The organism is Flavobacterium sp. ALJ2, from assembly GCF_015594725.1.
Taxonomy (GTDB): domain Bacteria; phylum Bacteroidota; class Bacteroidia; order Flavobacteriales; family Flavobacteriaceae; genus Flavobacterium.
Window position 1 is genome coordinate 281,318 of record NZ_JADNRC010000003.1, and the last position, 24,771, is coordinate 306,088.

General features: G+C 32.4%; 18 protein-coding genes. 9 read left to right on the plus strand and 9 right to left on the minus strand.

The genetic code is table 11. From position 1 onward, the window contains the following. Nucleotides 1-20: 20 nt before the first annotated feature. The 3 genes from IUY40_RS05485 (at nt 21) to uvrB (ending at nt 3,851) form a co-directional block, all read left to right on the plus strand. The gene (locus tag IUY40_RS05485) at nt 21-683 is read left to right on the plus strand and encodes a thiamine diphosphokinase (protein WP_195735857.1); all 663 of its coding nucleotides are present in this window, start codon (nt 21-23) and stop codon (nt 681-683) included. 164 nt (nt 684-847) lie between these two features. After that, a complete protein-coding gene (gene rlmF, locus IUY40_RS05490; protein WP_195735858.1) occupies nt 848-1,807 on the plus strand; it encodes a 23S rRNA (adenine(1618)-N(6))-methyltransferase RlmF in 960 nt (319 codons plus the stop codon). A gap of 52 nt (nt 1,808-1,859) precedes the next feature. Beyond that, nucleotides 1,860-3,851 (plus strand): excinuclease ABC subunit UvrB, encoded by a 1,992-nt coding sequence (uvrB, locus tag IUY40_RS05495; protein WP_195735859.1) that lies wholly within the window; start codon nt 1,860-1,862, stop codon nt 3,849-3,851. Here the strand turns inward: uvrB and IUY40_RS05500 are convergent. Next, a complete protein-coding gene (locus IUY40_RS05500; RefSeq protein WP_195735860.1) occupies nt 3,848-4,249 on the minus strand; it encodes an excinuclease ABC subunit B in 402 nt (133 codons plus the stop codon). The genes uvrB and IUY40_RS05500 overlap by 4 nt on opposite strands. Before the next feature lie 59 nt (nt 4,250-4,308). Here IUY40_RS05500 and IUY40_RS05505 point away from each other — a divergent pair, with 59 nt between their 5' ends. The 3 genes from IUY40_RS05505 (at nt 4,309) to pafA (ending at nt 7,599) form a co-directional block, all read left to right on the plus strand. Beyond that, a complete protein-coding gene (locus IUY40_RS05505; protein WP_195735861.1) occupies nt 4,309-5,319 on the plus strand; it encodes a dipeptide epimerase in 1,011 nt (336 codons plus the stop codon). Between the two features lie 70 nt (nt 5,320-5,389). Beyond that, nucleotides 5,390-5,857: a DUF1456 family protein gene (locus IUY40_RS05510; RefSeq protein ID WP_195735862.1), complete on the plus strand. Its 468-nt coding sequence runs from the start codon at nt 5,390-5,392 to the stop codon at nt 5,855-5,857. A gap of 125 nt (nt 5,858-5,982) precedes the next feature. Continuing rightward, on the plus strand, nt 5,983-7,599 hold the full coding sequence (gene pafA, locus IUY40_RS05515) for an alkaline phosphatase PafA (RefSeq protein WP_195735863.1): 1,617 nt from the start codon (nt 5,983-5,985) through the stop codon (nt 7,597-7,599). 71 nt (nt 7,600-7,670) lie between these two features. Here pafA and IUY40_RS05520 read toward each other — a convergent pair whose 3' ends face one another. The 7 genes from IUY40_RS05520 to gltB form a co-directional block, all read right to left on the minus strand. Then, nucleotides 7,671-8,858, minus strand: a complete 1,188-nt coding sequence (locus IUY40_RS05520; protein ID WP_195735864.1) for a hypothetical protein — start codon at nt 8,856-8,858, stop codon at nt 7,671-7,673. A gap of 254 nt (nt 8,859-9,112) precedes the next feature. After that, nucleotides 9,113-9,481 carry a hypothetical protein gene (locus tag IUY40_RS05525; protein WP_195735865.1) on the minus strand — a complete coding sequence of 123 codons (369 nt, stop codon included), beginning with the start codon at nt 9,479-9,481 and terminating at the stop codon, nt 9,113-9,115. 818 nt (nt 9,482-10,299) lie between these two features. Then, nucleotides 10,300-11,382: a WG repeat-containing protein gene (locus tag IUY40_RS05530; protein ID WP_195735866.1), complete on the minus strand. Its 1,083-nt coding sequence runs from the start codon at nt 11,380-11,382 to the stop codon at nt 10,300-10,302. A gap of 154 nt (nt 11,383-11,536) precedes the next feature. Then, complete coding sequence (locus tag IUY40_RS05535; RefSeq protein WP_195735867.1) at nt 11,537-12,241, minus strand: hypothetical protein; 705 nt, start codon at nt 12,239-12,241, stop codon at nt 11,537-11,539. A gap of 360 nt (nt 12,242-12,601) precedes the next feature. Continuing rightward, entirely contained in the window at nt 12,602-13,825 is a 1,224-nt protein-coding gene (lysA, locus tag IUY40_RS05540; RefSeq protein ID WP_195735868.1) for a diaminopimelate decarboxylase, read from the minus strand. Between the two features lie 187 nt (nt 13,826-14,012). Beyond that, on the minus strand, nt 14,013-15,467 hold the full coding sequence (locus IUY40_RS05545) for a glutamate synthase subunit beta (RefSeq protein ID WP_195735869.1): 1,455 nt from the start codon (nt 15,465-15,467) through the stop codon (nt 14,013-14,015). A gap of 167 nt (nt 15,468-15,634) precedes the next feature. Beyond that, a complete protein-coding gene (gene gltB, locus IUY40_RS05550) occupies nt 15,635-20,152 on the minus strand; it encodes a glutamate synthase large subunit (protein ID WP_195735870.1) in 4,518 nt (1,505 codons plus the stop codon). Nucleotides 20,153-20,567: 415 nt separating this feature from the next. On the opposite strand from gltB, the gene sucC reads away from it, so the two are divergent. After that, entirely contained in the window at nt 20,568-21,761 is a 1,194-nt protein-coding gene (gene sucC / locus IUY40_RS05555; protein ID WP_195735871.1) for an ADP-forming succinate--CoA ligase subunit beta, read from the plus strand. Between the two features lie 57 nt (nt 21,762-21,818). Here the strand turns inward: sucC and IUY40_RS05560 are convergent, their stop codons facing one another. After that, entirely contained in the window at nt 21,819-22,640 is an 822-nt protein-coding gene (locus tag IUY40_RS05560; protein ID WP_195735872.1) for a DUF5694 domain-containing protein, read from the minus strand. 421 nt (nt 22,641-23,061) lie between these two features. Here IUY40_RS05560 and IUY40_RS05565 point away from each other — a divergent pair, with 421 nt between their 5' ends. Continuing rightward, the gene (locus IUY40_RS05565; protein ID WP_229335381.1) at nt 23,062-23,907 is read left to right on the plus strand and encodes a sensor histidine kinase; all 846 of its coding nucleotides are present in this window, start codon (nt 23,062-23,064) and stop codon (nt 23,905-23,907) included. After that, the gene (locus tag IUY40_RS05570) at nt 23,904-24,611 is read left to right on the plus strand and encodes a LytTR family DNA-binding domain-containing protein (RefSeq protein ID WP_195735874.1); all 708 of its coding nucleotides are present in this window, start codon (nt 23,904-23,906) and stop codon (nt 24,609-24,611) included. The genes IUY40_RS05565 and IUY40_RS05570 overlap by 4 nt, the downstream gene beginning before the upstream one ends. Nucleotides 24,612-24,771 lie beyond the last annotated feature (160 nt).

Consider the following 24,771-nt stretch of genomic DNA (forward strand, 5'->3'; position numbering starts at 1 on the left):
ATTTTAAATCTTAACTATAAATGTCCTCACACCATATCGTACGCGACGACCAAGAACCAGCATTAATCATTGCAAACGGAGCTGCCTGCAATCCCGAATTATTAGGACAATTATTAGAATGGTCTCCTTTGGTAATCGTATTAGATTCGGCAATAGAACGAGTAGTCGATTTAGGCATAAAAGTCGATGTGTTACTAGGTGACTTCGATCGTGGATTCGACCCCGAAATATACAAAACTACACAATATCCAATCGAGATTGTACATACTCCAGATCAGGACAAAACCGATTTAGAAAAAGCATTCGATTATTTAATCGAACGAAAAATACCCGCTGTAAATGTAATTTGGGCAACCGGAAAAAGAGCCGACCATACTATTACAAACATAACCAACATTGTTCGCTATCGAAATTTATTGAAAATTGTAATCCTCGATGACCATTCCAAAATATTTTTATTACCAAACAAATTCGAAAAATGGTATACTGCCAACACACCCATTTCACTTATCCCTATTGGAGTAGTAAACGGAATTTTTTCAGATAATTTGGTATACCCTTTACTTAACGACATCCTTTCAATAGGCTATCGCACTGGGAGCAGTAATGCCGTTGCAAAAGATGGAATCATTACAATTACCCACACCGATGGCGATTTATTGCTAATGGAGTGTATGGATTAATTCTTTTTTCAGGAGCTATTTCCCGCTTTCGCCTCAATCTTTTTGGGCAAGAAAAGCCCAAAAAGGATACCAGCTCAATCGGGGCTAAACCAAATAATTTCATAATACTAATATAACTTATTTCCAAATTAGGAATGCGTACCTTTGCACGGAAATTAAGAATAATGAAAGCTACAAATAACGCCGATAAAACAAGTCTACATCCTAGAAACCCACATCGTTCCCGCTACGATTTTGAACAACTAATCACAGATTGTTCTGAATTAAAGAAACACGTGGCTATAAACGAGCACGGAATCGAAACGATTGACTTTAGCAATCCCGAAGCAGTAAAAGCACTTAATAAAGCCTTATTAATTCATTATTACGACATACAAAACTGGGACATCCCTAAGGATTATCTTTGCCCTCCAATTCCTGGAAGAGCCGATTACATTCATTACCTAGCCGATTTATTAGCCACAACAAATAATGGTGTTGTTCCAGAAGGCGAAGCGGTATTAGGTTTAGACATTGGCGTAGGCGCCAATTGTATTTATCCAATATTAGGAAATGCAGCCTATGGATGGAGTTTCGTAGGAACAGATATCGACGAAGAAGCAATCGAAAACTGCAGTAAGATTATCGAAGCCAATCCTAAACTAATTGACGTTATTAGTTTACAACAACAAACAGAGTCACGTTTTATATTCAAAAATATAATTACACCCGAAGATAAATTTACATTCACGATTTGCAATCCACCTTTTCATTCTTCGTCAGAAGAAGCTAATAAAAGTGCCGTACGAAAAGTGACAAATCTAAATCCAAAAGCAAATAGAAAAGCAGCACCCGTTTTAAACTTCGGAGGTCATAATGCCGAATTATGGTGCGATGGTGGAGAAATTGGGTTTATAACGCAAATGATTTACGAAAGTGCCAAATATCCAATGCAATGTTTATGGTTTACTACATTAGTATCCAAAAGAGAAAACTTATCAAGTATCTATAAAACACTAAACAAAGTAAATGCTTCAATTGTAAAAACAATCGATATGGCGCAAGGTCAGAAAACGAGCCGCATTGTAGCATGGTCTTTCCTTACCGAAGCACAACAAGCCAAATGGAAACTTTCAGAATCATAATTTCTATTTTTGTTTTGTAACTTTACAATCCCAACAATTCTAATATAAATAAATGAATTTTCAAGTAGCCTCAGATTATAGTCCAAAAGGAGATCAACCGCAAGCAATTGAAAAATTAACCCAAGGTATAATTGATGGCGAAAAATACCAAACGCTACTTGGAGTAACAGGGTCAGGAAAAACATTTACAGTAGCCAATGTAATACAGGAAGTACAGAGACCAACATTGGTTTTGGCACACAATAAAACATTGGCAGCACAATTATATTCAGAATTCAAACAATTTTTCCCAGACAACGCCGTAGAATATTTCGTTTCATACTATGATTACTATCAGCCAGAGGCTTTTATGCCAGTAACGGGAGTTTTTATAGAGAAAGATTTATCTATTAACGAAGAGTTAGAGAAAATGCGTTTAAGCACAACATCTTCCCTACTTTCAGGACGACGTGATATATTGGTGGTAGCCTCCGTTTCTTGTTTATACGGTATCGGAAACCCTGTAGAATTCCAGAAGAATGTAATTACTATAGAAAAAGATCAGGTTATTTCGAGAACCAAATTATTGCATAGTCTGGTACAAAGTTTATATTCAAGAACCGAAGCAGATTTTAATCCGGGAAGTTTTAGAATAAAAGGAGATACTGTTGAGGTATATCCTAGTTATGCAGATGACGGATACAGAATTCATTTTTTTGGAGATGAAATCGAAGAAATTGAATCCTTTGATATAAAAACTTCTCAGGTAATCGAGAAATTTAATAAACTTACTATTTACCCTGCCAATATGTTTGTAACATCACCAGATGTACTACAAGGGGCAATATGGCAAATACAACAAGACTTGGTAAAGCAAGTAGACTATTTTAAAGAAATAGGAAAACATCTTGAAGCCAAACGACTAGAAGAACGCACTAATTTTGATTTAGAAATGATTCGCGAACTCGGTTATTGCTCAGGTATTGAAAACTATTCTCGCTATCTTGATGGAAGAGAAGCAGGAACAAGACCATTCTGTTTACTTGATTATTTCCCAAATGATTATTTAATGGTAGTCGATGAAAGTCACGTAACCTTATCACAAGTACATGCTATGTATGGAGGAGATAGAAGCCGTAAAGAAAACCTTGTTGAATATGGTTTCCGTTTACCCGCTGCAATGGATAATCGCCCTTTAAAGTTTGAAGAATTTGAAGCCATGCAAAATCAAGTAATTTATGTATCGGCTACTCCAGCAGATTATGAATTACAAAAAACAGATGGTGTATATGTAGAGCAGGTAATTCGTCCAACCGGATTATTAGACCCAATTATAGAAGTACGCCCAAGTTTAAATCAAATTGATGATTTAATCGAAGAAATTCAGATACGATGCGAATTAGACGAACGTGTTTTGATTACAACTTTAACAAAAAGAATGGCCGAAGAATTAGCCAAATATTTAACCAAAGTTAATATTCGTTGTCGCTATATACACTCTGATGTAGATACTCTAGAACGTATTGAAATCATGCAGGATTTACGAAAAGGAATTTTTGATGTTTTAATTGGAGTAAACTTACTACGCGAAGGTTTAGATTTACCAGAAGTTTCGCTAGTAGCAATTCTCGATGCTGATAAAGAAGGCTTTTTGCGTAGTCATAGATCATTAACGCAAACTATTGGTCGTGCAGCGAGAAACCTCAACGGAAAAGCAATTATGTATGCTGACAAAATCACAGCAAGCATGCAAAAAACTATTGACGAAACCAATTATCGCCGTACAAAACAAATTAATTTTAATCTCGAACACAATCAGGTTCCACAAGCATTAAATAAGAAAATCGACAGTGCATTTACCAAAAATCCATTGGTGGAATATGAATTAGGCCATACTTTGAGTGAAGCTGCTGAGCCAGACACAGCATACCTTTCTAAAGCTGAATTAGAGAAAATGATTCGCGAGAAACGCAAATCAATGGAAAAGGCCGCAAAAGAACTAGACTTTCTTCAGGCAGCAAAATTACGTGATGATATTAAAAAACTACAAGAACAATTGACTTAATTGTGTTGCTCCTGAAAAATCTTCAATAACACCTCAGGATCAATCATTGCGTTTGGCGCATTCTTCATTAAATTAAGAATACGCTTAGTGGCTATAGGATTCAATCCCATATCAATAGCAATTTGTTGTATTGCAGCCGCTTCTTTAACATGCAATATACCATCACAATGCATAATTAAAGCCAGCCTGTAAAATTGCTGAATACGCTTAAACTCAGACTTAATCACCGACGTAGGGACTTCTTGGTGAAACAAATCCTTAAAAGTCACTTTGTCAATACGTAATTCATTAGCAACCAATGACAAAAAATCATACTCTCTCTTATGTAATTCTCCATCAACAGTTGAAAAAGATATTAGCTCTAAAAGTAAATTTATTTTTTCTGTATTAGTATTCATCAAATTCATATTTTTAGCTAAAATATTGTTTTTAAATTTAAAATACAAAAACAGCTGCTATGCAATTAATTATCAAAGCATACGATCTTAAATTAAAACATACTTTTAGGATTTCAAGAAAAACAATTGATTTTCAACCTACGGTAATTGTCGAATTAAAAAAAGATGGCTATTCAGGTTTTGGTGAAGCAACATCCAATCCGTATTATAATATCACTATCCCGATACTAGAAAATGATATCGAAAAAATTCGCCATATAATAGAAGCTGTCAAGAATGAAACTCCGGAAGAATTTTGGGCAAAAATAAATCCATTATTACAAGAAAATAAATTTGCGCTATGTGCCTTAGATAATGCATACAATGATTGGTATGCAAGAAAAAATGGCAAGAAACTATATCAATTATGGAATTATACTATCGAAAATAATCCACTAACCAATTACACTATCGGAATTGATTCTATCGAAAAAATGGTTTCAAAAATGAAAGAACTTCCATGGCCGATTTATAAAATAAAGTTAGGAACTCCAGAAGATATTGCCATTGTAACCGAATTAAGAAAACACAGTAATGCTGTTTTTAGGATTGACGCCAATTGTGGTTGGAATGTAGAGGAAACTATTAAAAATGCCATTGAACTAAAAAAACTAGGAGTCGAATTTCTAGAACAACCACTTAAAGCAGATGACTGGGAAGGACATCGAGAAGTTTTTAAACATTCCGTTTTACCTATTGTGGCTGACGAAAGTTGTATTATAGAAAGTGATATTGCAAAATGTCACAATCATTTTCACGGTGTAAATATAAAATTAATGAAATGTGGCGGTATCACTCCCGGACGACGAATGTTACAGGGAGCAAAACAATTGGGATTAAAAACAATGATAGGCTGCATGACTGAATCTACAGTTGGAATTTCTGCAATTGCTCATTTATTACCAGAACTCGATTATGTAGATATGGATGGTCCCTTGCTATTAGAAAAAGATATTGCAAGTGGTGTTATCATCCAAAATGGAGCCATAAAATACGCCAAAGGTAATGGAACAGGAGTTATCTTGTATTAATCACAATTTCAATATAAGGAAAGTAACAATTCAATTACTTTTAAAACGTACCTTTGTAAAAAATTAAACGATGACAAATAACGATATCCTAAAAAAACTACGCGTAGCCTTAATGCTCCGTGACGACCAAATAGTTGAAATATTAGAATTGGTAGATTTTAGAATTTCAAAATCAGAGTTGGGTGCTTTTTTCAGAGCCGAAGACCATGAAAACTATATGGAATGTGGCGATCAGGTATTGCGTAACTTCTTAAACGGATTGGTAATTCATTTAAGAGGAACAAAAGAAAATCCTAAAAACCCCACTGATGTTTTAGCGAAACACAAAGCTGAAATACCTGCTAAAGATAGCGCAAAGGAAAGGCCAGAGTTTAAAGCTAAATCAAAAGATGAGGAAAGATCAAGAGGAGATCAAGCACCATCTAAATCTGGAACGGCTACAAAAAAACCTTTCAAAAAGAACAACAATAAATCTACTCCAAAAATACAAGTAGTTGAAAAAGTAAAATTCAACTTCGGTAAAAACAAAAAATCCTAAGTTCACACTTAGGATTTTTTTTTACTAGATATGTTAAAGTAAAACCATTATTGTGTTTTCAATCTCAATTCTGAATTCTTTTTGAATTTGAATCTGTATTTTTGTATAAATTTAGATTTTATAACATGAAAAAAATTATTTTATTTTTAGCACTTGTATTCGTTACTCAAATAAATGCGCAAGAACGTCCAAAACTAGTAGTTGGAATTGTTGTGGATCAAATGAAGATGGAATATCTCTATCGTTTCTCAGATGATTTTACAGCAAATGGATTCAAAAGGCTTATGAATAACGGATATACGTTTCAAAACATGCATTACAACTACATGCCTACCTACACTGCACCAGGTCATGCATCTATTTACACAGGAACAACTCCTGCAACACATGGAATTGTAAGTAACGAATGGTTTAGCCGAAAATTAGGAAAACAGATGTATTGCACTGATGATGCTAATGTAGTAACAGTAGGTGATGGTACTAAAGAAGAAGGCGAAATGTCTCCAAAAAACTTATTAAGCACAACTATTACTGACGAGTTAAGAATGGCAACCAATTTTAAAGGAAAAGTAATTGGAATGAGTCTTAAAGATCGTGGTGCAATTTTGCCAGCAGGACACTTTGCAAATTGGGCTTTTTGGTACAGCAAAACAGGATCATTTATTTCAAGTACATTCTATGGAGATAAATTACCTGATTGGGTAACTCAATTTAATAGCGAAAAACACTATTTACCATACATAAACAAAGGTTGGGATTTATATAAACCAGTTGCAACTTACAACAAAAGTTTACCAGACAACAATCCATACGAAGGAAAATTATACAATAGTGAAGCTCCAGTTTTTCCATACAATTTAAAAGATATGTATGATAAAAATGATGCTGGAATTATCCGTTCTACTCCATTTGGAAATGATTTATTAGCTGAGTTTGCTATGAAAGCAATCGAAAAAGAAGAATTAGGGAAAGACAACATTACTGACTTCTTAACGGTTAGTTTCTCTTCTACAGATTACGTTGGACATTTATTAGGACCACGTTCTATGGAGTTGCAAGACACTTATTTACGACTAGATCAAACCATTGCCGACTTCTTAACTTATCTTGACAAAACTGTTGGTAAAGATAATTACTTACTTTTCTTAACGGCTGATCATGCTGGAGCTGAGAATGTAAATTATCTTAAAGACAATAAATACAATGTAAACAGTATTAGCCCTAAAGATATCCGCAAAAACTTAAAAGACTTTTCAGTAAAAACTTTTGGTGCTGATTTGGTTTTAAATTATTCAAGCTTTAATTTATTTTTAAATAAAGAAGTTATCAAAACGAATAACTTAGAACTAGTTAAAGTAAAACAGGCTTTCAAAGAGTATTTAATGGCTCAGGATTACGTGAAAAGAGTCTATACTGAAGAAGAAATTTTAAATGCTACAGGTAATGATTACTATTTAAATTTCATCGTAAAAGGGTATGATGTGACTCAAAACGGAGATTTAATCATATTGGACAAACCAGGTTATATCGAATATCAAGGAACAGGAACTTCTCATGGAACTCCTTATACTTATGATACACACGTACCAGCAATTTTTTACGGATGGAATATTAAAAAAGGAGAATCATATAATAAAAAAGTGATTACTCAAATTGCTCCAACAATTGCACAAAAAATAAAAGTAACATTCCCTAACGGAACCGAAGCAAATGTTCTTGAAGAAGTTTTAGATAAAAAATAATTTCTTCTTAACGCATAAAAAAGGCTGTATTTGTAAAAATACAGCCTTTTTTAATTATCTAAATATTGAGTTTATCCTCTAAATCTATTTCTTACAATAATGTCTTTAAGCTTGGCTTTTAAATCTTCGCCAGTGTCATAAACCATTTGTTCGTTATTAGGGAATGGCACAGCACGTTTATTAAAATAACTCATATAACTATCCTCGCAAGCACTCTTATCCCCTTTGTAAGTAGCATAAACATAATCAAAGATGAATTCGCTAGTTACAGGAAACGATTGCATTAACTGATTTGTCTTTAAATCAACGTAATCTACCTTTGCGGTTACCTGACAAGATTTAAATTGTCTGAACTCATATACATTAGCTCGAAGCGTTCTGTAATTATCAACCTTTATCTCCCGTCCTAAACTGTCTTTAACAGGCTTTCCTCTACCATCCAAAAGAGTTCTCACTCCATCTTTCACCTGCCTTTCTTTAATAAACTCTTTTTCTTTAATTTGCTCTGGCGAAATAAATATCTCTCTAAAATTCAAAATTAAACTATAGTCGTAAACAACACTCTTTTGCCTAACACTATGGTAAACCGTCCATTTATCATTTAATCCGTACGTGCTAAAATCTAATAAATCATTTTGAAGCTGTTTCGGAATAACCATATTCGTTTCGTTCTTAGCATAAACATCAACAAAATCGGTACCTTTAAAAAGGGCTTCATCCATTAATTTTTTTGTGTTTTTATATCCCGGATTGATACTTTCCAGATAAGCAAAATCATCGTATGCCTTTCTAAAATCAAGCTTGTTTTTGGATTTTAAAAGTGCCGAAGCATTTTCATATAAATATTTTGACAATGCATTTTTGCTACTTACAATTTGCGAAGAATAATTGTCAAACGGAAAATAGGCATTCTTACCTTGTTTCATTAACTGCAATGGCAACAATGGTCTTATTTTTTCCTGACGATTATTTAATTGCATGTACGTATTGTAAACACGCTCAATGTTAGCTGGATTAGCCTCTTTCGCCATCAAGTCTAGACTGCGTAAATCTCTGGCTTTGGCTTTAGCAAAAGCTTCTTCCAACAAGTAAACATAATCTTGTTTGCCCTTAGAATCTTTTTTAGTTCTTAATCCTTCAACCGCACGATCAATAGCTCCATCATAATTACCATCACTTAGCATTGACTGAGTGCTTTTTACACCACATGAAGAAAGTGCTAAGAACAATATTGAAAAAAGTAGAGTAATCTTTTTCATTTTATAAATTTTAAAATGCAAATATATCAGTTTTAGATTGATTCAGATAAGTAGTAACTCGATTTTAAATTTAAGAAGCTAAAACTTTCAACTAAATTTATCTTGCTAATACACTCTAACTGACATAAAAATGGAAACGCATAACTATACGTATCTTTACGTATTAGGATTGAGAACAAGATAATGTTTGTTTTGTAAAACTATGTATTGTAAAGATGAATATAACCCTAGTCCGGGCGCCTAACATATAGTTTCTATTTTAATTCTTTTCTACTTTTTATTTGATAAGCAGCTTCCCAAAACAATATAGATAAAACAGCATTCGTCATTAATGCAGTTTTAACCCCATAAGCATCATATTTTGGAAATAGATGCAAATCTCCAAATTTCAATGCTACGTATAAAGCTAAAAATGCAATTATAGCAGAGTACACTATATTTAATATCGGTTTCCATTTTAATACAAAAAAAGAAAAAATTAGATTGATAAGAAGAAAACCACAACCTAAAGTTATAAATCTATGATCTTTTAATTTTTCGCCCAATGCCAGTAAATATGAAGTTGAAAAGCTATAGGTAAAGAATAATATTGAATAGGCAAGAATACGGATTTGTAATTTCATTTTTTAATTTTTTAGTTTGCCGAAAATACAAATTAAAAATGAAGCTTTGATTAATTTAAGTTTGATAAATGATGGTTAAAAATTTGTTTGCAGGCATGGATTGTCAAATTTACTCTATAAGAGATTCCCGAATCCTATTTCTCATATATTTTAATTTTTATTTTAACTACTGTTGTCGCTACTAAGTCGGGAGACTTTTCAGTGTAGAGACGACCAAAACATTAAATTTCAAGTCCCAATATCCACAAACTTGTCGTTTCTCCTTACGTCGAAATGACAAGTTTGTACATAAAATATAAAAGGAATGAGATTTTTAAAATTGACATGCCTTTTTTTATAAATCATCATACTGGAGAAGGCTCCCGACTTCTTCTAATTTACTCTTGCTGAATCAATCCCTATTTTCCGTTCTTCAAATAAATTACATCTGCTGTACGAAGTCTCTCGACTTCTCACTCGTTCCAACTATTCTTTTATTTTTTATTATGCCTCATTGTTGTCGCCAATAAGTATGTAAACTTCACAAAATATATTAAAATTTTACTCTTGTTGAATTCATTCGTATTTTCCGTCCTTTAAATAAATTACTCCACCGCCGCAACTTTCTTCAACATGAATAAATATTCCGTTATTCAATAATTTTATTTTATGGTTTCTTTTTGTAGTTTTTCTTCTTTTTTACAAGAGATAAAAATGAGTGTCCCAACTATTAAAGTCCTAATTTTCATGTTTCTATTTTTTGTATTTTCATTGTGAAACTATGTTTAGTCTAATAAACTTCTAGTTTTATAACTAGCCAAAATATAAAAAGAATTCAATTATGGAACGCGTTCTCCTTCTGTATTAATATTGAAACTATCTCCATTTAGCCTAACTTGCGCTTTTCCGTTATAAAAAAAGTCTACTGAATCATATTTTGGAAAAATAACTTCTTTTCCTGTCATGTCTATAAATCCCCATTTTTTTTCTAACTCTATTGTAGCAAAATTATTTATGAAATCAGACAAATAATCATATTTTGGCAAAATAATTATATTTGATTTTCCATTAAAAACTCCCTTTTTGTTATTTAATTTAAGAGTAAAAAAGCTTTCAATAGAAGAAGCAATAATTTCATCATAAATGGGCAGAATAACTTCTTCCCCTTTGCTATTTATTATTCCTTGTTTCTCATCTATACCAACAATAGCAAATCCATTTTTAAATTCGTTAATATAATCATATTTAATAGGTGTAATTTTCTTTCCAGTCAAACTAATAACACCTCTTTTTTGGTTTACTCCTACAGAAAACAGACCTTCAGTTAAATCAAAAACATCATCATATTTTAAAGGAATACTCTCTTCTCCTTTTAAATTAAGAACCCCAAAACTAATCTTATCACAATCTACCATCATTGCAATTGCAAATCCATTTTTAAACGGTGTAAGTCCATCATATTTCGGAGAGATAACTTCTTTTCCTGTCATGTCTATAAATCCCCATTTTTTAGCACGATCAACTCCTGCTATTCCAGCATTAAAAGGATATATTTTATCATATTTAGGTTCAACAATTTCTACTCCATTAGCATTTAAAATCCCCCATTTATCACCAATTATAAAGATAGCAATACCTCCATCTTGAAAATTATAAATTATATCGTACTTATTTGAAACTATTACTTCACCTACGGAGTTTATCACTCCAAATTTATTACTAAGAACAAATTGAGCCAATCCATTTTTTTGAAAAGGATAAATTCTATCATATAGTCCTGATGTAATTTTATTGCCTTTTGGATCTATTATTCCCCACTTATTATTGTTTTTATCTAAGTATCTTTCTTGTGCCTTTATTTTTATAAAACAAAATATCAAGAGAAAAATAAAGATATGAGATTTTTTAAAACTGAATTTCATTGTTTCATTTTTTATTTAATTCGCTAATCTTCATGCCCACTTATCAAAGTCTTCTTTGAAACAAAAATGACGTCAATAAATTGTCATTTTTACCCGTAAACTCTTTCATTACTATTTCCTTTTAAAATTTTAAAATCCGACTTTCCTTTATGGATTAATTTTCTAAATCAATTGATGAATTATTAGAGTTAATTTTTGCCAATGCAAGTTTGGCTGCATATTTCCCATTTGGCATTGCTCTTGTCTTTAACTCTATTAATCTTTCTCTTGCGGGTTTGTATTTGTGAAACCCTAAAAGTTCTATTGCTCGCTCTTGTACGTACATATCTTCATCATCTACAAACGGGTAAATAGTCGCTTCAATTTCATTATTCGAACTTAAAGCCATAATTGAAAATGCTAATTGTTGCATACAATCCTCATCTTTTTCTATTTTTAATTCGGCTAAAAGTTGTACAATAATCTCACTTCGCTCGCTGAATTGAACTATCTTTTTTGTTGTTGGGAACTCAAAAACATTTTCGCCAAAACCATCAAAATCAAATACGTCAGGATTATTATCAATTACATCAATAAGATTTGAAATATTCCTGAATTTTGGTTCTAAATTTAATTCATCATGACTCAAGTAGCAAACCATTCCTTTCAGTGCTCCATCAACATACAAGCACCAATAATTTGAACTATTATCAGTTAATATAGGAACAATGTTTTTATAGACTACAAATTGTTCAAAGTAGTTTTGCATTTTGTTAAACTCATTACCGTCTATTATTGCAAAACCATCCCTTGATCTAAAATTTTTCAATTTTTCAATTTCGTCTTCACTTATGTTAAACTCTTTAAATTTTTCTATCATAATTTCATGTGTTTAATAGAAGCACCAAACTTTTGTGACTAAACATTACTTACATAACAATTTTTATACATGGTTAAGTGGTTTTTGCTAAAATATAAAATAATACCCATAAATCATTAATTAGTTTTCTATTACGCATGAAGGATTACTTCACAATACATTTATTTTTAGATGAGTTCAGTGAGTTTCGGAATTAAACTGATTGACTAAAGATTACACGCCAATTATGTCTTTTCTGTAAAGACATAATTGCACTGAGGCTTCGACTCCGCTCTGCCTGACAGTTGGAGACAATATAAAACAAAAAAATCCCATTCACCTTTCGGGAATGGGATTTCTATAATTGACATTTTTTTTATTTTAAACTGCTGCCGCAACTTCTTGTGGCAACGGAATTTGATTTTTAAGAAGATCTTCGAATGTTTCGGCTTGACGAATTAATATTCCTTGACCTTTCATCCATAAAACTTCGGCTGGTTTGTATCTTGAATTGTAGTTTGAAGCCATTGAGAAACAATATGCACCTGCATTTCTGAAAGATAAAATATCACCTTCGGTAATTTGTGCAATTCTACGGTTGTTAGCAAACGTATCTGTTTCGCAAATGTATCCTACTACTGAATAAAAACGCTCTTTTCCTTTTGGATTTGAGATGTTTTCGATATGGTGAGAAGAACCATATAACATTGGACGAATTAAGTGATTAAAACCACTATCGATTCCAGCAAAAACAGTTGATGTTGTTTGTTTTACAACATTTACTTTTGCTAAAAAGAATCCTGCTTCACTCACTAAAAATTTACCTGGTTCGAAAATCAAGGTTAAATCTTTACCATATTCTGCACAGAAAGAATTGAATCTTTTTGATAATTTCTTACCTAATTCTTCAATATCCGTTTCGATATCATCTTTTTTGTACGGCACTTTAAAACCACTTCCAAAATCCAAAAACTCTAAATTTTTGAAGTTTTTAGCTGTATCGAATAAGATTTCTGCAGCATACAAGAATACTTCGATATCCAAAATATCAGATCCTGTGTGCATGTGAATTCCCACAATGCTCATTTTTGTATTTTCAACAATTCGCAATAAATGCGGTATTTGATGTACCGAAATTCCGAATTTACTATCAATATGTCCTACAGAAATATTTGCATTTCCTCCTGCCATTACATGCGGATTAATACGAATACAAACTGGTGTATTTGGATATTTAGTTCCGAATTGCTCCAGAATAGATAAATTGTCGATGTTTATTTGCACACCCATTGCAGCCACTTCTTCAATTTCTTCTAAAGAAACTCCATTTGGTGTATAAAAAATTCTTTCAGGCTCATATCCAGCATGAAGTCCTAATAATACTTCCTGAATAGATACTGTGTCTAACCCAGACCCCATATCCTTTAACAACTGAAGTATGGCAACATTCGACAAAGCCTTCATGGCATAGTTAATTCTAAGATGTTCTACTTTAGAGAACGCTTTAGTTAACCTGTTGTATTGTGATTGGATTTTTTCAGCATCATACACATATAATGGACTTCCAAATTGGTCTGCTAATTGCAGTAAATCTTTTGATTGCATTGTTAAACTATTTTTGACAAATTTATTACTCTTTTGTATACCCACCAATAAAATGTAAAATAATAACAAATTATAACAATTTGTTTAAAATCAAACAAATTATACGTTATTTTAAATTTATATAAAAATAGTAAAAACCCCTGAATAAATAATATTTAGGGGTTTTATTGTTGTGTTGTTTGTTGGTTTATAGACTTGGCAAGTCTCCGCTTCCTTTTGTTGGTAAATTTGTAGATCCCATTAAATATAAATCTACTTCTCTTGCAGCCTCACGACCTTCGGAGATTGCCCAAACAATTAAGGATTGTCCTCTGCGCATATCACCAGCTGTAAAAATATGGGGAACATTTGTTTGATAATTTGTCGCTTTGTAATTGCTTCTCATATCCAACTGTAACCCTAATTGATCGCTTAATGTTTTTTCTGGTCCTGTAAATCCAAGCGCTAATAATGCAAGATCACATGGCCAAATTTTCTCTGAACCTTCTTTTTCTATAAGTTCTGGTCGTTGTCCTGCTGTCATTTTCCAAGCTACTTCAACAGTTTTCAAACCTACTAATTCTCCTTTTTCGTTTGCAAGAAACTCTTTGGTATTAATTAACCAGTTTCTGTCACAACCTTCTTCATGAGATGATGATGTTTTAAGTTGCAACGGCCAAAATGGCCAAGGTGTAGTTTCGCTTCTTCCAACTGGTGGTTTAGGTAAAATCTCAAAATTAGTAACCGATTTTGCTCCATGTCTGTTAGAAGTCCCGATACAATCTGATCCTGTATCTCCACCTCCAATAACAATTACATCTTTACCAGTTGCTTTTATTTGATTAGGAATTTCTTCACCAAATAAAACTTTTGTTTGTTGTGTTAAGAAATCCATTGCCTGAACAACTCCTTTACTTTCGATTCCTTTTGTTGGCAAGCTTCTTCTTTCGGTAGCTCCTCCACATAAAACAATTGAGTCGAATGCATTTAGTTCGTCGATGCTGTAATTAACTCCAACATTTACATTGGTTTTAAAAACAATTCCTTCGGCTTCTAATATTACTACACGTCTGTCGATAATTCCTTTTTCTAATTTAAAATTAGGAATCCCATAACGCAATAATCCACCAATTGCATTGTCTCTTTCAAAAACTGTAACTGTATGCCCAGCTCTGTTTAATTGTTGTGCCGCTGCTAAACCTGCAGGACCTGAACCAATAACCGCCACTGTTTTTCCTGTTCTCTTTTTTGGAGGTTGTGGTTTAATCCAACCTTCAGCAAAACCTCTTTCGATAATATTTTTTTCAATATTTTCAATCGCAACAGGTTCTTTGATAATTCCTAACACACATGATTTCTCACATGGTGCTGGACATAATCGACCTGTAAATTCTGGAAAGTTATTTGTTGATTGCAAAATTTTTAATGCACTCTCCCACTCTTCCTGATGTACCATGTCGTTAAAGTCCGGGATTAAATTCCCTAACGGACAAGCACTGTGGCAAAACGGAATACCGCAATCCATACATCTTGAACCTTGTTCTTTAATCTTATCTTTTTCTAAGGTTATCGTAAACTCATTATAGTTTGACACACGTTCCTTAACAGCAATATTACTTTCGTCTGCTCTATTATATTCTTTAAATCCACCTATTTTACCCATGACTTTTCTATTAAATTTCAAATGATAAATTCTGATTTTTTAAGTTCCAAATTTTTAACCGCAAAGTGCACAAGGCTTTTTTATTTCCTTGAGAAACGCAAAGTTCACAAAGCTTTGAGGTTAAAATTTTAATAATCTGAACTCTAAATTCTAAATTCTAAAATCATTTAATCTGCTATTAGTTCTTCTATTTTCTTTTCTTCAGCTATTCTTTGTAATGCCTTTTTATAATCTGTTGGCATTACTTTGATGAAATGTTCCTGTTCGTTTTCCCAGTCTGCCAAAAGTCTTTTTGCTAATGGGCTATTTGTATACAACGAGTGGTTTTTTATCAAACGTCTTAACTTAATAACATCTTCTTCTTCCATTGGGTCGAATGCAACCATTTCCATATTACATAAAGTAGAATCGAATTTTTTATTCTTGTCGTAAACGTAAGCAACACCACCGCTCATACCAGCCGCAAAATTTCTTCCGGTTTTACCCAAAATAACTACAGTTCCTCCAGTCATGTATTCGCAACCGTGATCTCCAATTCCTTCCACAACTGCTGTTGCTCCAGAATTCCTTACACAGAAACGTTCTCCGGCCATACCATTAATGTATGCTTCACCAGTAATAGCTCCATAAAGAGCAACGTTACCAATAATAATATTCTCCTCAGGCTTGAATGTGGCAGTTGGCGGAACTTTAATAATCAGTTTTCCTCCAGAAAGTCCTTTTCCTAAATAATCATTACAGTTTCCGTGAATTTTAAATGACAATCCATTAGTAGCAAATGCTCCAAAACTTTGTCCTGCAGAACCTTCGAAATCAACTAATATAGTATCTTCTGGTAATCCTTGTGCACCATATATTTTAGAGATTTCATTACTTAAAATTGCACCTACTGAACGGTCTGTATTCTTGATTTTAAAAGTAACTCTTGTTTTCTCTTTTCTATAAATAGATGGTATTGCTTCTTTTATAATTGCAAAATCCAATACGTTTTCTAATGCGTGATCTTGTGTAGTTGTATTGTGATTCGGAACCGTTTTTGCTTTCTCAGGTTTGTAAAGAATCGAAGACAAGTCTAATCCATTTGCTTTATAATGCTTGATAGCTTTGTTCACATTTAATTTTTGTGATTGACCCACCATTTCTTTCAACGTTCTAAATCCTAATTGTGCCATGATTTCTCTTAACTCTTCGGCAATAAAATACATGAAGTTAATTACATGCTCTGGTGTTCCTTTGAAATTTTTTCTTAATTCTGGATCCTGTGTAGCAATACCAACTGGACATGTATTTAAGTGACAAGCTCTCATCATGATACATCCAGAAGCTACAAGTGGTGCTGTCGCAAAACCAAATTCTTCAGCTCCCAATAAAGCTGCAATAGCTACGTCACGACCTGTTTTTAATTGACCATCACACTCTAAAACTACACGACTTCTTAAATCATTTAAGATTAAAGTTTGTTGTGCTTCGGCCAAACCAAGTTCCCAAGGAATACCTGTATGTTGCAAAGATGTTAATGGTGCAGCACCAGTTCCTCCGTCATAACCAGAAATCAAAATCACATCGGCTTTTGCTTTAGCAACACCAGCAGCAATTGTTCCAACTCCAACTTCTGAAACTAATTTTACGTTTACACGTGCTTCACGATTAGCATTTTTTAAATCAAAAATCAATTGAGATAAATCTTCAATAGAATAAATATCGTGGTGAGGTGGTGGAGAAATAAGTCCTACATAAGGTGTTGAATTTCTTGTTTCTGCAATCCAAGGCACTACTTTCTCACCCGGTAATTGCCCTCCCTCTCCAGGTTTTGCACCTTGAGCCATTTTAATTTGAATCTCTTTAGCATTTGTCAGGTAATTGATTGAAACACCAAATCTTCCTGACGCTACTTGCTTGATAGCACTATTTCTAGAATCTCCGTTAATTTCTTTCTGGAAACGTTTTGGATCTTCTCCACCTTCTCCTGAATTACTTTTTCCTCCAATTCTATTCATAGCAATTGCCAAATTCTCATGTGCTTCACTACTAATAGATCCATAAGACATTGCTCCAGTTTTGAATTTTTTTACAATTTCTGTCCAAGGTTCTACTTCATCAATAGAAATTGGATCCAAATTATTAAATTCAAATAAACCTCTAATTGTCATAAGGTTTGAGCTTTGCTCATTGACCATATCAGAGTACTCTTTATAACTTTCAGGGCTGTTTAAACGAACTGCTTGTTGCAATTTCGCAATTGTAGTTGGATTAAACATGTGTTTTTCTCCTGACCTTCTCCATCTGTAAATTCCTCCAATTTCTAATGGCAATAAATTAGCAATTTTAGAATTTGGAAATGCTTTTTGATATCTTTTCTTAACTTCTTTTTCAATTTCCATCAAACCGATTCCTTCAATTCGAGATGGTGTATACGGGAAATATTTAGTTGAAAAAGTTTTATTTAATCCTAAGATTTCAAAAATTTGCGCAGCTCTATACGAATGTAATGTAGAGATACCTATTTTATTCATAATCTTAAGAATCCCTTTAGCAATGGCTTTATTATAATTTGCAATAGCATAATCTGCTTTTACTCCTGTAATAAAACCTTGCTCAACCTGATTATGAATAATTTCATTTACCATATAAGGATTGATAGCACTAGCGCCATATCCAAACAATAAAGCAAAATGATGTGGTTCGCGAGGTTCTGCTGATTCGATTATAATCCCGAATTTAGAACGTACCTGTAAAATATTCAATGAATGGTGAACATAAGAACAAGCCAATAACATTGGTATTGGCGCCAGTTCTTTGCTTACTCCTCTATCTGAAAGAATAATAATATTATGTCCTTCGTTTACAGCTTTGTAAGTTGCCTGAACACATTTTTCTAAAGCACGTTCTAACCCATTTACTCCTTTTTCTATTTTATATAAAGTAGAAATAGTTGCTGTTTTAAAATCGGCGTGATCTATATTTTTAATTTTATCTAAATCCTCTTTAGAGATAACTGGATTTTGGATTTTTAATTTTTTACATTGTTTTGATTCAATTTCGAAAATATTAAAATCGCCTCCAACTGCTAAACTGATATCTGTAATGATCTCTTCACGAATACCATCCAAAGGCGGATTAGTTACCTGAGCAAATAATTGTTTGAAGTAATTATATAATAACTGTGGTTGCTCAGACAAAACTGCTAATGGCGTATCATTACCCATTGAGCTGATCGCTTCTGCACCCAGAGACCCCATTGGATTAATTATTGTTTTTAAATCTTCGATTGTATAACCAAATAATCGTTGTCTTGTTTCAAAATCAATACTTTCTACGGGAGTTGGATTATTAGTATATGGTACTTTTGCTAATGGCAACAAATTTTCGTTAAGCCATTCTTTATAAGGTCGTTTTGTTACAATAGCATTTTTAATCTCTTCATCCTCAATAATACGACCTGCATTCATATCAACCAAGAACATTTTCCCTGGCTCTAAACGACCGTGTTGCACTACATCTTCTGGATTAACATCAAGAACTCCGATCTCTGATGACATGATTACGAAACCACTTTTTGTTAATGTATAACGAGAAGGTCGTAATCCATTTCTATCAAGTAGGGCACCAATTACATTTCCATCAGTAAACGGAATTGAAGCCGGTCCATCCCAAGGTTCCATGATGCAAGCATTGTATTCATAAAATGCTTTTTTATCTTCTGACATTGTTTGATGTTTCTCCCAAGCCTCTGGCACAACCATCATCATTGCTTCTGGTAGCGATCTTCCTGTCATTAACAGTAATTCAACCACCATATCCATAGAAGCTGAATCTGATTTTCCTTCTAATATAATAGGAAACAATCTTTTAATATCATCTCCAAAAATATCACTTTGCATTAATTCTTCACGAGCTCTCATTCTGCTAATGTTACCACGAAGCGTATTGATTTCTCCATTGTGACACATGTATCTAAATGGCTGAGCCAACTCCCAAGAAGGGAATGTATTTGTAGAGAAACGCTGGTGTACTAATGCCAAACGCGTTACTAAATCGGTATCTTTTAAATCGATAAAATAGCCACTAATATCTTCTGGCATCAACAAACCTTTATAAATAATGGTTGTTGTAGATAAACTAGAAAAATAAAACATATGACTCTCAGAAGTTTTAGAATTTCTGACAGCATGTTCTGCTATTTTACGTGCTGCAAATAACTTCGCGTTAAATTGTTGTTCTGTTAGTTCCTGTCCATTTTTACCAACAAAAACCTGTTTAACAGTCGGTTCTTTTTCTGCCGCAATTTCTCCTAAACTATTTACATCAACTGGGACGTCTCTCCAGCCAAGTACAGTCAGGTTTTGTTCTCTTATGGTTGTTTCAAATGCATTAATACAAAATGCAACTTGGTTTTTACTTTTAGGTAAAAAAACCATTCCTACTCCATACTCACGTGTTTCAGGGATTTCAAAATCACAAACTTTCTTAAAAAAATCATGTGGGATATCAAATAAAATTCCAGCACCGTCTCCAGTTCTTCCATCAGAACTAACTGCACCACGATGTTCCAATTTTATTAAGATATCCAATGCTTTATGAATGATGTCATTAGACTTAATACCATTCAAATTACAAATAAATCCTGCACCACAATTGTCGTGTTCAAATTCGGGCAGATATAGCCCTTGTTCTTTAACTTTCATTCTTGATATTTTTTTTACAAAAATAAAGATTCCATTAAACATAATGCACCAAATAATCCATATCCCTTACATTTTTATAGTAATATTAGAATAACAATTATAAATTATCAATAACACTATTTAAACTACCCCGAATTGATAAAATCATAATCCAAATTTCATTTTTAGAAACAAAACCTTCGTTATACAAAAAAATATATACTATTTTATGTTAAATCTCAAACGATATAGTGTCTTTAAATTAACATTCCTTACATATTTATTTAACTTAAAATTCTAATTAATTATAAAGAAATCGTAAAGTAAAATAAGTCTTGCTTTTTATTCCAAAAAGATTTCTTTTTGAAGTTCATTTTTGCTATTTTTGTGGCACTTTTATTCTGAAATTAATTCAGAACCAGACAAATTCTATATTATGAACATACACGAATATCAAGGAAAAGAAATTTTAGCTAGTTACGGAGTACGCATTCAACGCGGAATTGTGGCTAATAATGCGGTTGAAGCTGTGGCTGCTGCAAAACAATTAACTGCTGAGACTGGTACAGGATGGCACGTTATTAAAGCACAAATTCACGCAGGTGGACGTGGAAAAGGTGGCGGAGTTAAATTGGCTAAAAACTTACAACAAGTTGAAGAAATAGCGGAGCAAATCATCGGAATGCAATTGATTACACCTCAAACTTCTGCTGAGGGTAAAAAAGTAAATAAAATTTTAGTTGCTGAAGATGTTTACTATCCTGGCGAAAGTGAAACTTCTGAATTCTACGTTTCTGTTTTATTGAATAGAGGTACAGGTCGTAACATGATTATGTATTCTACTGAAGGAGGAATGGATATTGAAGAAGTTGCTGAACATACACCACATTTAATTTTTACAGAAGAAGTTGATCCATCTGTAGGATTACAAGGTTTTCAAGCAAGAAGAATTGCCTTTAACTTAGGTCTTTCTGGAAATGCTTTTAAAGAAATGGTTAAATTCATTGACTCATTATACAATGCATATATTGGTTCTGATGCTTCTATGTTTGAAATCAACCCAGTATTAAAAACATCTGATAATAAAATCATGGCTGTTGATGCTAAGGTAAATATCGATGATAATGCACTATACAGACAACCAAAATATGCTGAAATGCGTGATATTCGTGAGGAGAACCCAATCGAAGTTGAAGCAAAAGAAGTAGGTTTAAACTATGTAGATCTTGACGGTACTGTAGGATGTATGGTAAATGGTGCAGGATTAGCAATGGCAACTATGGATTTAATTAAGTATGCTGGTTTCGAACCTGCAAACTTCCTTGACGTAGGTGGTACTGCTGACGCTAAGCGTGTTGAAACTGCTTTCCGTATCATCTTAAAAGATCCTAACGTAAAAGCTATCTTGATTAACATCTTTGGAGGAATCGTTCGTTGTGACCGTGTAGCTCAAGGAGTTGTAGATGCTTACAAAAACATGGGAGACGCTATTAAAGTGCCAATCATTGTTCGTTTACAAGGTACAAATGCTGCTATTGCAAAAGAACTAATTGATAACTCTGGTATGCCAATTTTATCAGCTGTAGAATTTCAAGAAGCTGCTGACCAAGTTAAAGCTGCACTTTCTTAATTATCTAAGAAAACAATTACATACAAAAAATCCTAAGCTTATGCTTAGGATTTTTTTTTACTTTAAACTTACGTCTAATTTTAAAATCGCAGCCAACTCTACTATTTCAAAATTAGGATCATTTTTAACAAATTCTCTTATTATTGCAGCATGACTTGCTCCCAACAAAACCATTATCTTATCATCCTTAGCTTCTGTAAGCTTTTGAATTAAAGAATACATATAAAGATTTCTTCGATACCATTCTGAAACCAAATAGGCACCCACAAAATTGTCAACTTTACCAGCTCTATTAGCTATTCCAATATACCATTCCTGATCAATCTTGATCGATTCTTTTGAATTCAAATCCAAAAGAAGCTTAGTTAAAGTGTATTTCGAAATTTTTTCATTTTGAGTTTTCTCATAGTTTACCATTTCTATTTCATTACTTTTTAATAAATCCAACTGATTTCCTTCTTTCATCCCTTTCAATAAACTATCATAAGGAAAAGAAGTCTCATTATAATCTATCGCAAAAAGTTTCTTATGCCCCAATTTTTTAGCGGATCTTAGTGCTAATTGCACTATTTCATCAGCCTTATTATTTAGCAAACTATCTGTGTTTTTCGCATAAAACTTATCTAGCTTATCCTGTTTCTTATAATTCCATTCTACAAAAATTTTATTCGGACCAAACGCTACAATTTTATCAGTAATATTTACCAGTTCCTTCCGACTTTTATCTGTCATAACATTAAAAGTATTGACCTTGGCAACGTCTAGTCCAGGATTTGTAAAATGGAAACTTCCAATTAATAAGATTTGCTTCTTCTTAGTTTGAGCAAAAGAACTACTAAATACAACTAAAAAGACAAACAACAAAGAGATTTTTTTCATGATGATTTATTTTAAATTCATCACAAAAATAAAATTGCATTTAAGAAGAATTTTTATTTTTTGACAAACAGTAAATTTCAGATTACAAACGTTTCGAATCTATCCTTAAAAATATTCATGTACTATTTTCAGCAGTTCATCCTGAGAAATAAAGGTTTTGTATAAATATAATTATCTTTCAAAGTCATAGTTGTATTTTTGAAATAACAAATCCCTAACTATGAAGCTGAAGATTCCGTTTTACTACCATATCATTCTTTTTTTAGGATTATTTCTGCTCTTTAACCTATGGGATTTTGGAATAAACAACCAAAAATTAGAATTCATTTTCAATAAAATCTATTTTTTATTTAATGTGGGTTTTATAGGAGCAATTTTCATCGTTTATCTTCTAAATTTTTACACCTTTTGCAATTGGTTTTTGAATAAGAAAAAAATATTCCTGTATTTAATAAGCATCCCTATAACATTACTAATCTTCGCAGGGGTACGCTATCTTCTACAGGAAGTCATTATTTTTCAAATTACAGGAATTCATAATTATGCCGAAACAACAAGAAAAATAGCATACTACATTCGAGATAATTTTTTCTTTGGATTACCAGCTGTAATTTTGAGTTCTTTAATCTTTTTAATTTGGCAGTTTCAACAAACACAAAAACAAAACCAACAATTGCTCTTAGAGAATAAAAAAGCAGAATTCCAAATGCTAAAATCTCAAGTAAGTCCGCATTTCCTATTTAACACTTTAAATTCATTTTACAGTCAGTTAATAGGTAAAGACGATGAAATAGCTTCAGATATTTTAGTATTGTCTGATTTGCTTCGCTATGTAATAACCGAAACGGATAAAGACGAAGCTTTACTTTCAAAAGAAATTCAATTTATTAAAAACTACATCCATTTACAGCAAAAAAGATTTGAGGATCAGCTTCATTTAGATTTTTCTATAAATGGAGATTGTACTATTGAAAAGATACTTCCATCTGTTTTAATTCATTTTATTGAAAACGTTTTTAAACATGGAAAACTGAACAATATAAATCAAAAAGCCATTATTTTAATAAATATTGATAATGATTTCCTAGAGATTTCTACCTTTAATCACTTCGTAGAAGTCGAAAATTATTCTTCAACTGGAATTGGTTTTAAAAACCTAATCAAGCGATTAGAATACACTTACGATAACAAATTCACATTAAATAAAACATCAGAAAACAATACCTTTAAAACCTACTTAAAAATACCTTTAAAAAATAAACTATGATATTTAAATGCATTATTGTCGATGATGAACCACCAGCAACTCGTATTTTAAAAAACTATATTGAAAAAGTATTTTTCCTCGAAGAAATAGGTGTTTTTAATGATTCCTTAAAAGCTTTAGAGTTCCTAAATTTAAATAAGGTTGATGTAATATTTTTAGATATACAAATGCCTCAACTCACAGGATTACAACTTTCCCGAATCATTTCCAAAGATGTTAGAATCATTTTTACAACCGCTTACCCTGATTTTGCATTAGAAGGCTACGAACTAAATGCAGTAGATTATTTATTAAAACCAATTGCTTTTGAACGTTTTTATCAAGCTGTATCAAAATTAAATTCAGATTACAAAACGGAACATACAAACACTAATACTGCATCTCAATTTGTATTTATAAAAACTGATGGAAAAAACAAATTTAAAAAGATACTTTTAAATGATATACTTTACTTAGAAAGCCTGCAAAATTATGTTTGTATTCATACAGCAAAACAACAAATTATAACACATTCCTCTTTAAAAAACATAATTGAATCTTTACCCCAAAATGATTTCATTCAAATTCATAAATCGTACGTAGTAGCTTTTAAACAAATTGAATCTACCGACAGCTTATCTGTTTTTGTTAACACTAAAGAATTACCTATTGGAGCCACTTTTAAAGATGCTTTTTTTGAGCGAATTGATAAAAATAAAATATAAGCAATCACAACAAATATAGATATTGCCTATTTTAAATCTAAATTTAGAAGAGTAAGAAATATAGAATTCTTTCTTTTTAGGTTAACTACTATTTATGCTTAAATTTGGGTCAAGCACAAAAGTTGGGGAGGAAATGTCAAAATAAAATTAGAAATTTGCA

Bases quoted from the DNA above. Each gene is read 5' to 3' on its own strand.
- IUY40_RS05485 (WP_195735857.1), top strand. From the start codon at position 21: ATGTCCTCACACCATATCGTACGCGACGACCAAGAACCAGCATTAATC.
- rlmF (WP_195735858.1), top strand. From the start codon at position 848: ATGAAAGCTACAAATAACGCCGATAAAACAAGTCTACATCCTAGAAAC.
- uvrB (WP_195735859.1), top strand. From the start codon at position 1,860: ATGAATTTTCAAGTAGCCTCAGATTATAGTCCAAAAGGAGATCAACCG.
- IUY40_RS05500 (WP_195735860.1), bottom strand. From the start codon at position 4,249: ATGAATACTAATACAGAAAAAATAAATTTACTTTTAGAGCTAATATCT.
- IUY40_RS05505 (WP_195735861.1), top strand. From the start codon at position 4,309: ATGCAATTAATTATCAAAGCATACGATCTTAAATTAAAACATACTTTT.
- IUY40_RS05510 (WP_195735862.1), top strand. From the start codon at position 5,390: ATGACAAATAACGATATCCTAAAAAAACTACGCGTAGCCTTAATGCTC.
- pafA (WP_195735863.1), top strand. From the start codon at position 5,983: ATGAAAAAAATTATTTTATTTTTAGCACTTGTATTCGTTACTCAAATA.
- IUY40_RS05520 (WP_195735864.1), bottom strand. From the start codon at position 8,858: ATGAAAAAGATTACTCTACTTTTTTCAATATTGTTCTTAGCACTTTCT.
- IUY40_RS05525 (WP_195735865.1), bottom strand. From the start codon at position 9,481: ATGAAATTACAAATCCGTATTCTTGCCTATTCAATATTATTCTTTACC.
- IUY40_RS05530 (WP_195735866.1), bottom strand. From the start codon at position 11,382: ATGAAATTCAGTTTTAAAAAATCTCATATCTTTATTTTTCTCTTGATA.
- IUY40_RS05535 (WP_195735867.1), bottom strand. From the start codon at position 12,241: ATGATAGAAAAATTTAAAGAGTTTAACATAAGTGAAGACGAAATTGAA.
- lysA (WP_195735868.1), bottom strand. From the start codon at position 13,825: ATGCAATCAAAAGATTTACTGCAATTAGCAGACCAATTTGGAAGTCCA.
- IUY40_RS05545 (WP_195735869.1), bottom strand. From the start codon at position 15,467: ATGGGTAAAATAGGTGGATTTAAAGAATATAATAGAGCAGACGAAAGT.
- gltB (WP_195735870.1), bottom strand. From the start codon at position 20,152: ATGAAAGTTAAAGAACAAGGGCTATATCTGCCCGAATTTGAACACGAC.
- sucC (WP_195735871.1), top strand. From the start codon at position 20,568: ATGAACATACACGAATATCAAGGAAAAGAAATTTTAGCTAGTTACGGA.
- IUY40_RS05560 (WP_195735872.1), bottom strand. From the start codon at position 22,640: ATGAAAAAAATCTCTTTGTTGTTTGTCTTTTTAGTTGTATTTAGTAGT.
- IUY40_RS05570 (WP_195735874.1), top strand. From the start codon at position 23,904: ATGATATTTAAATGCATTATTGTCGATGATGAACCACCAGCAACTCGT.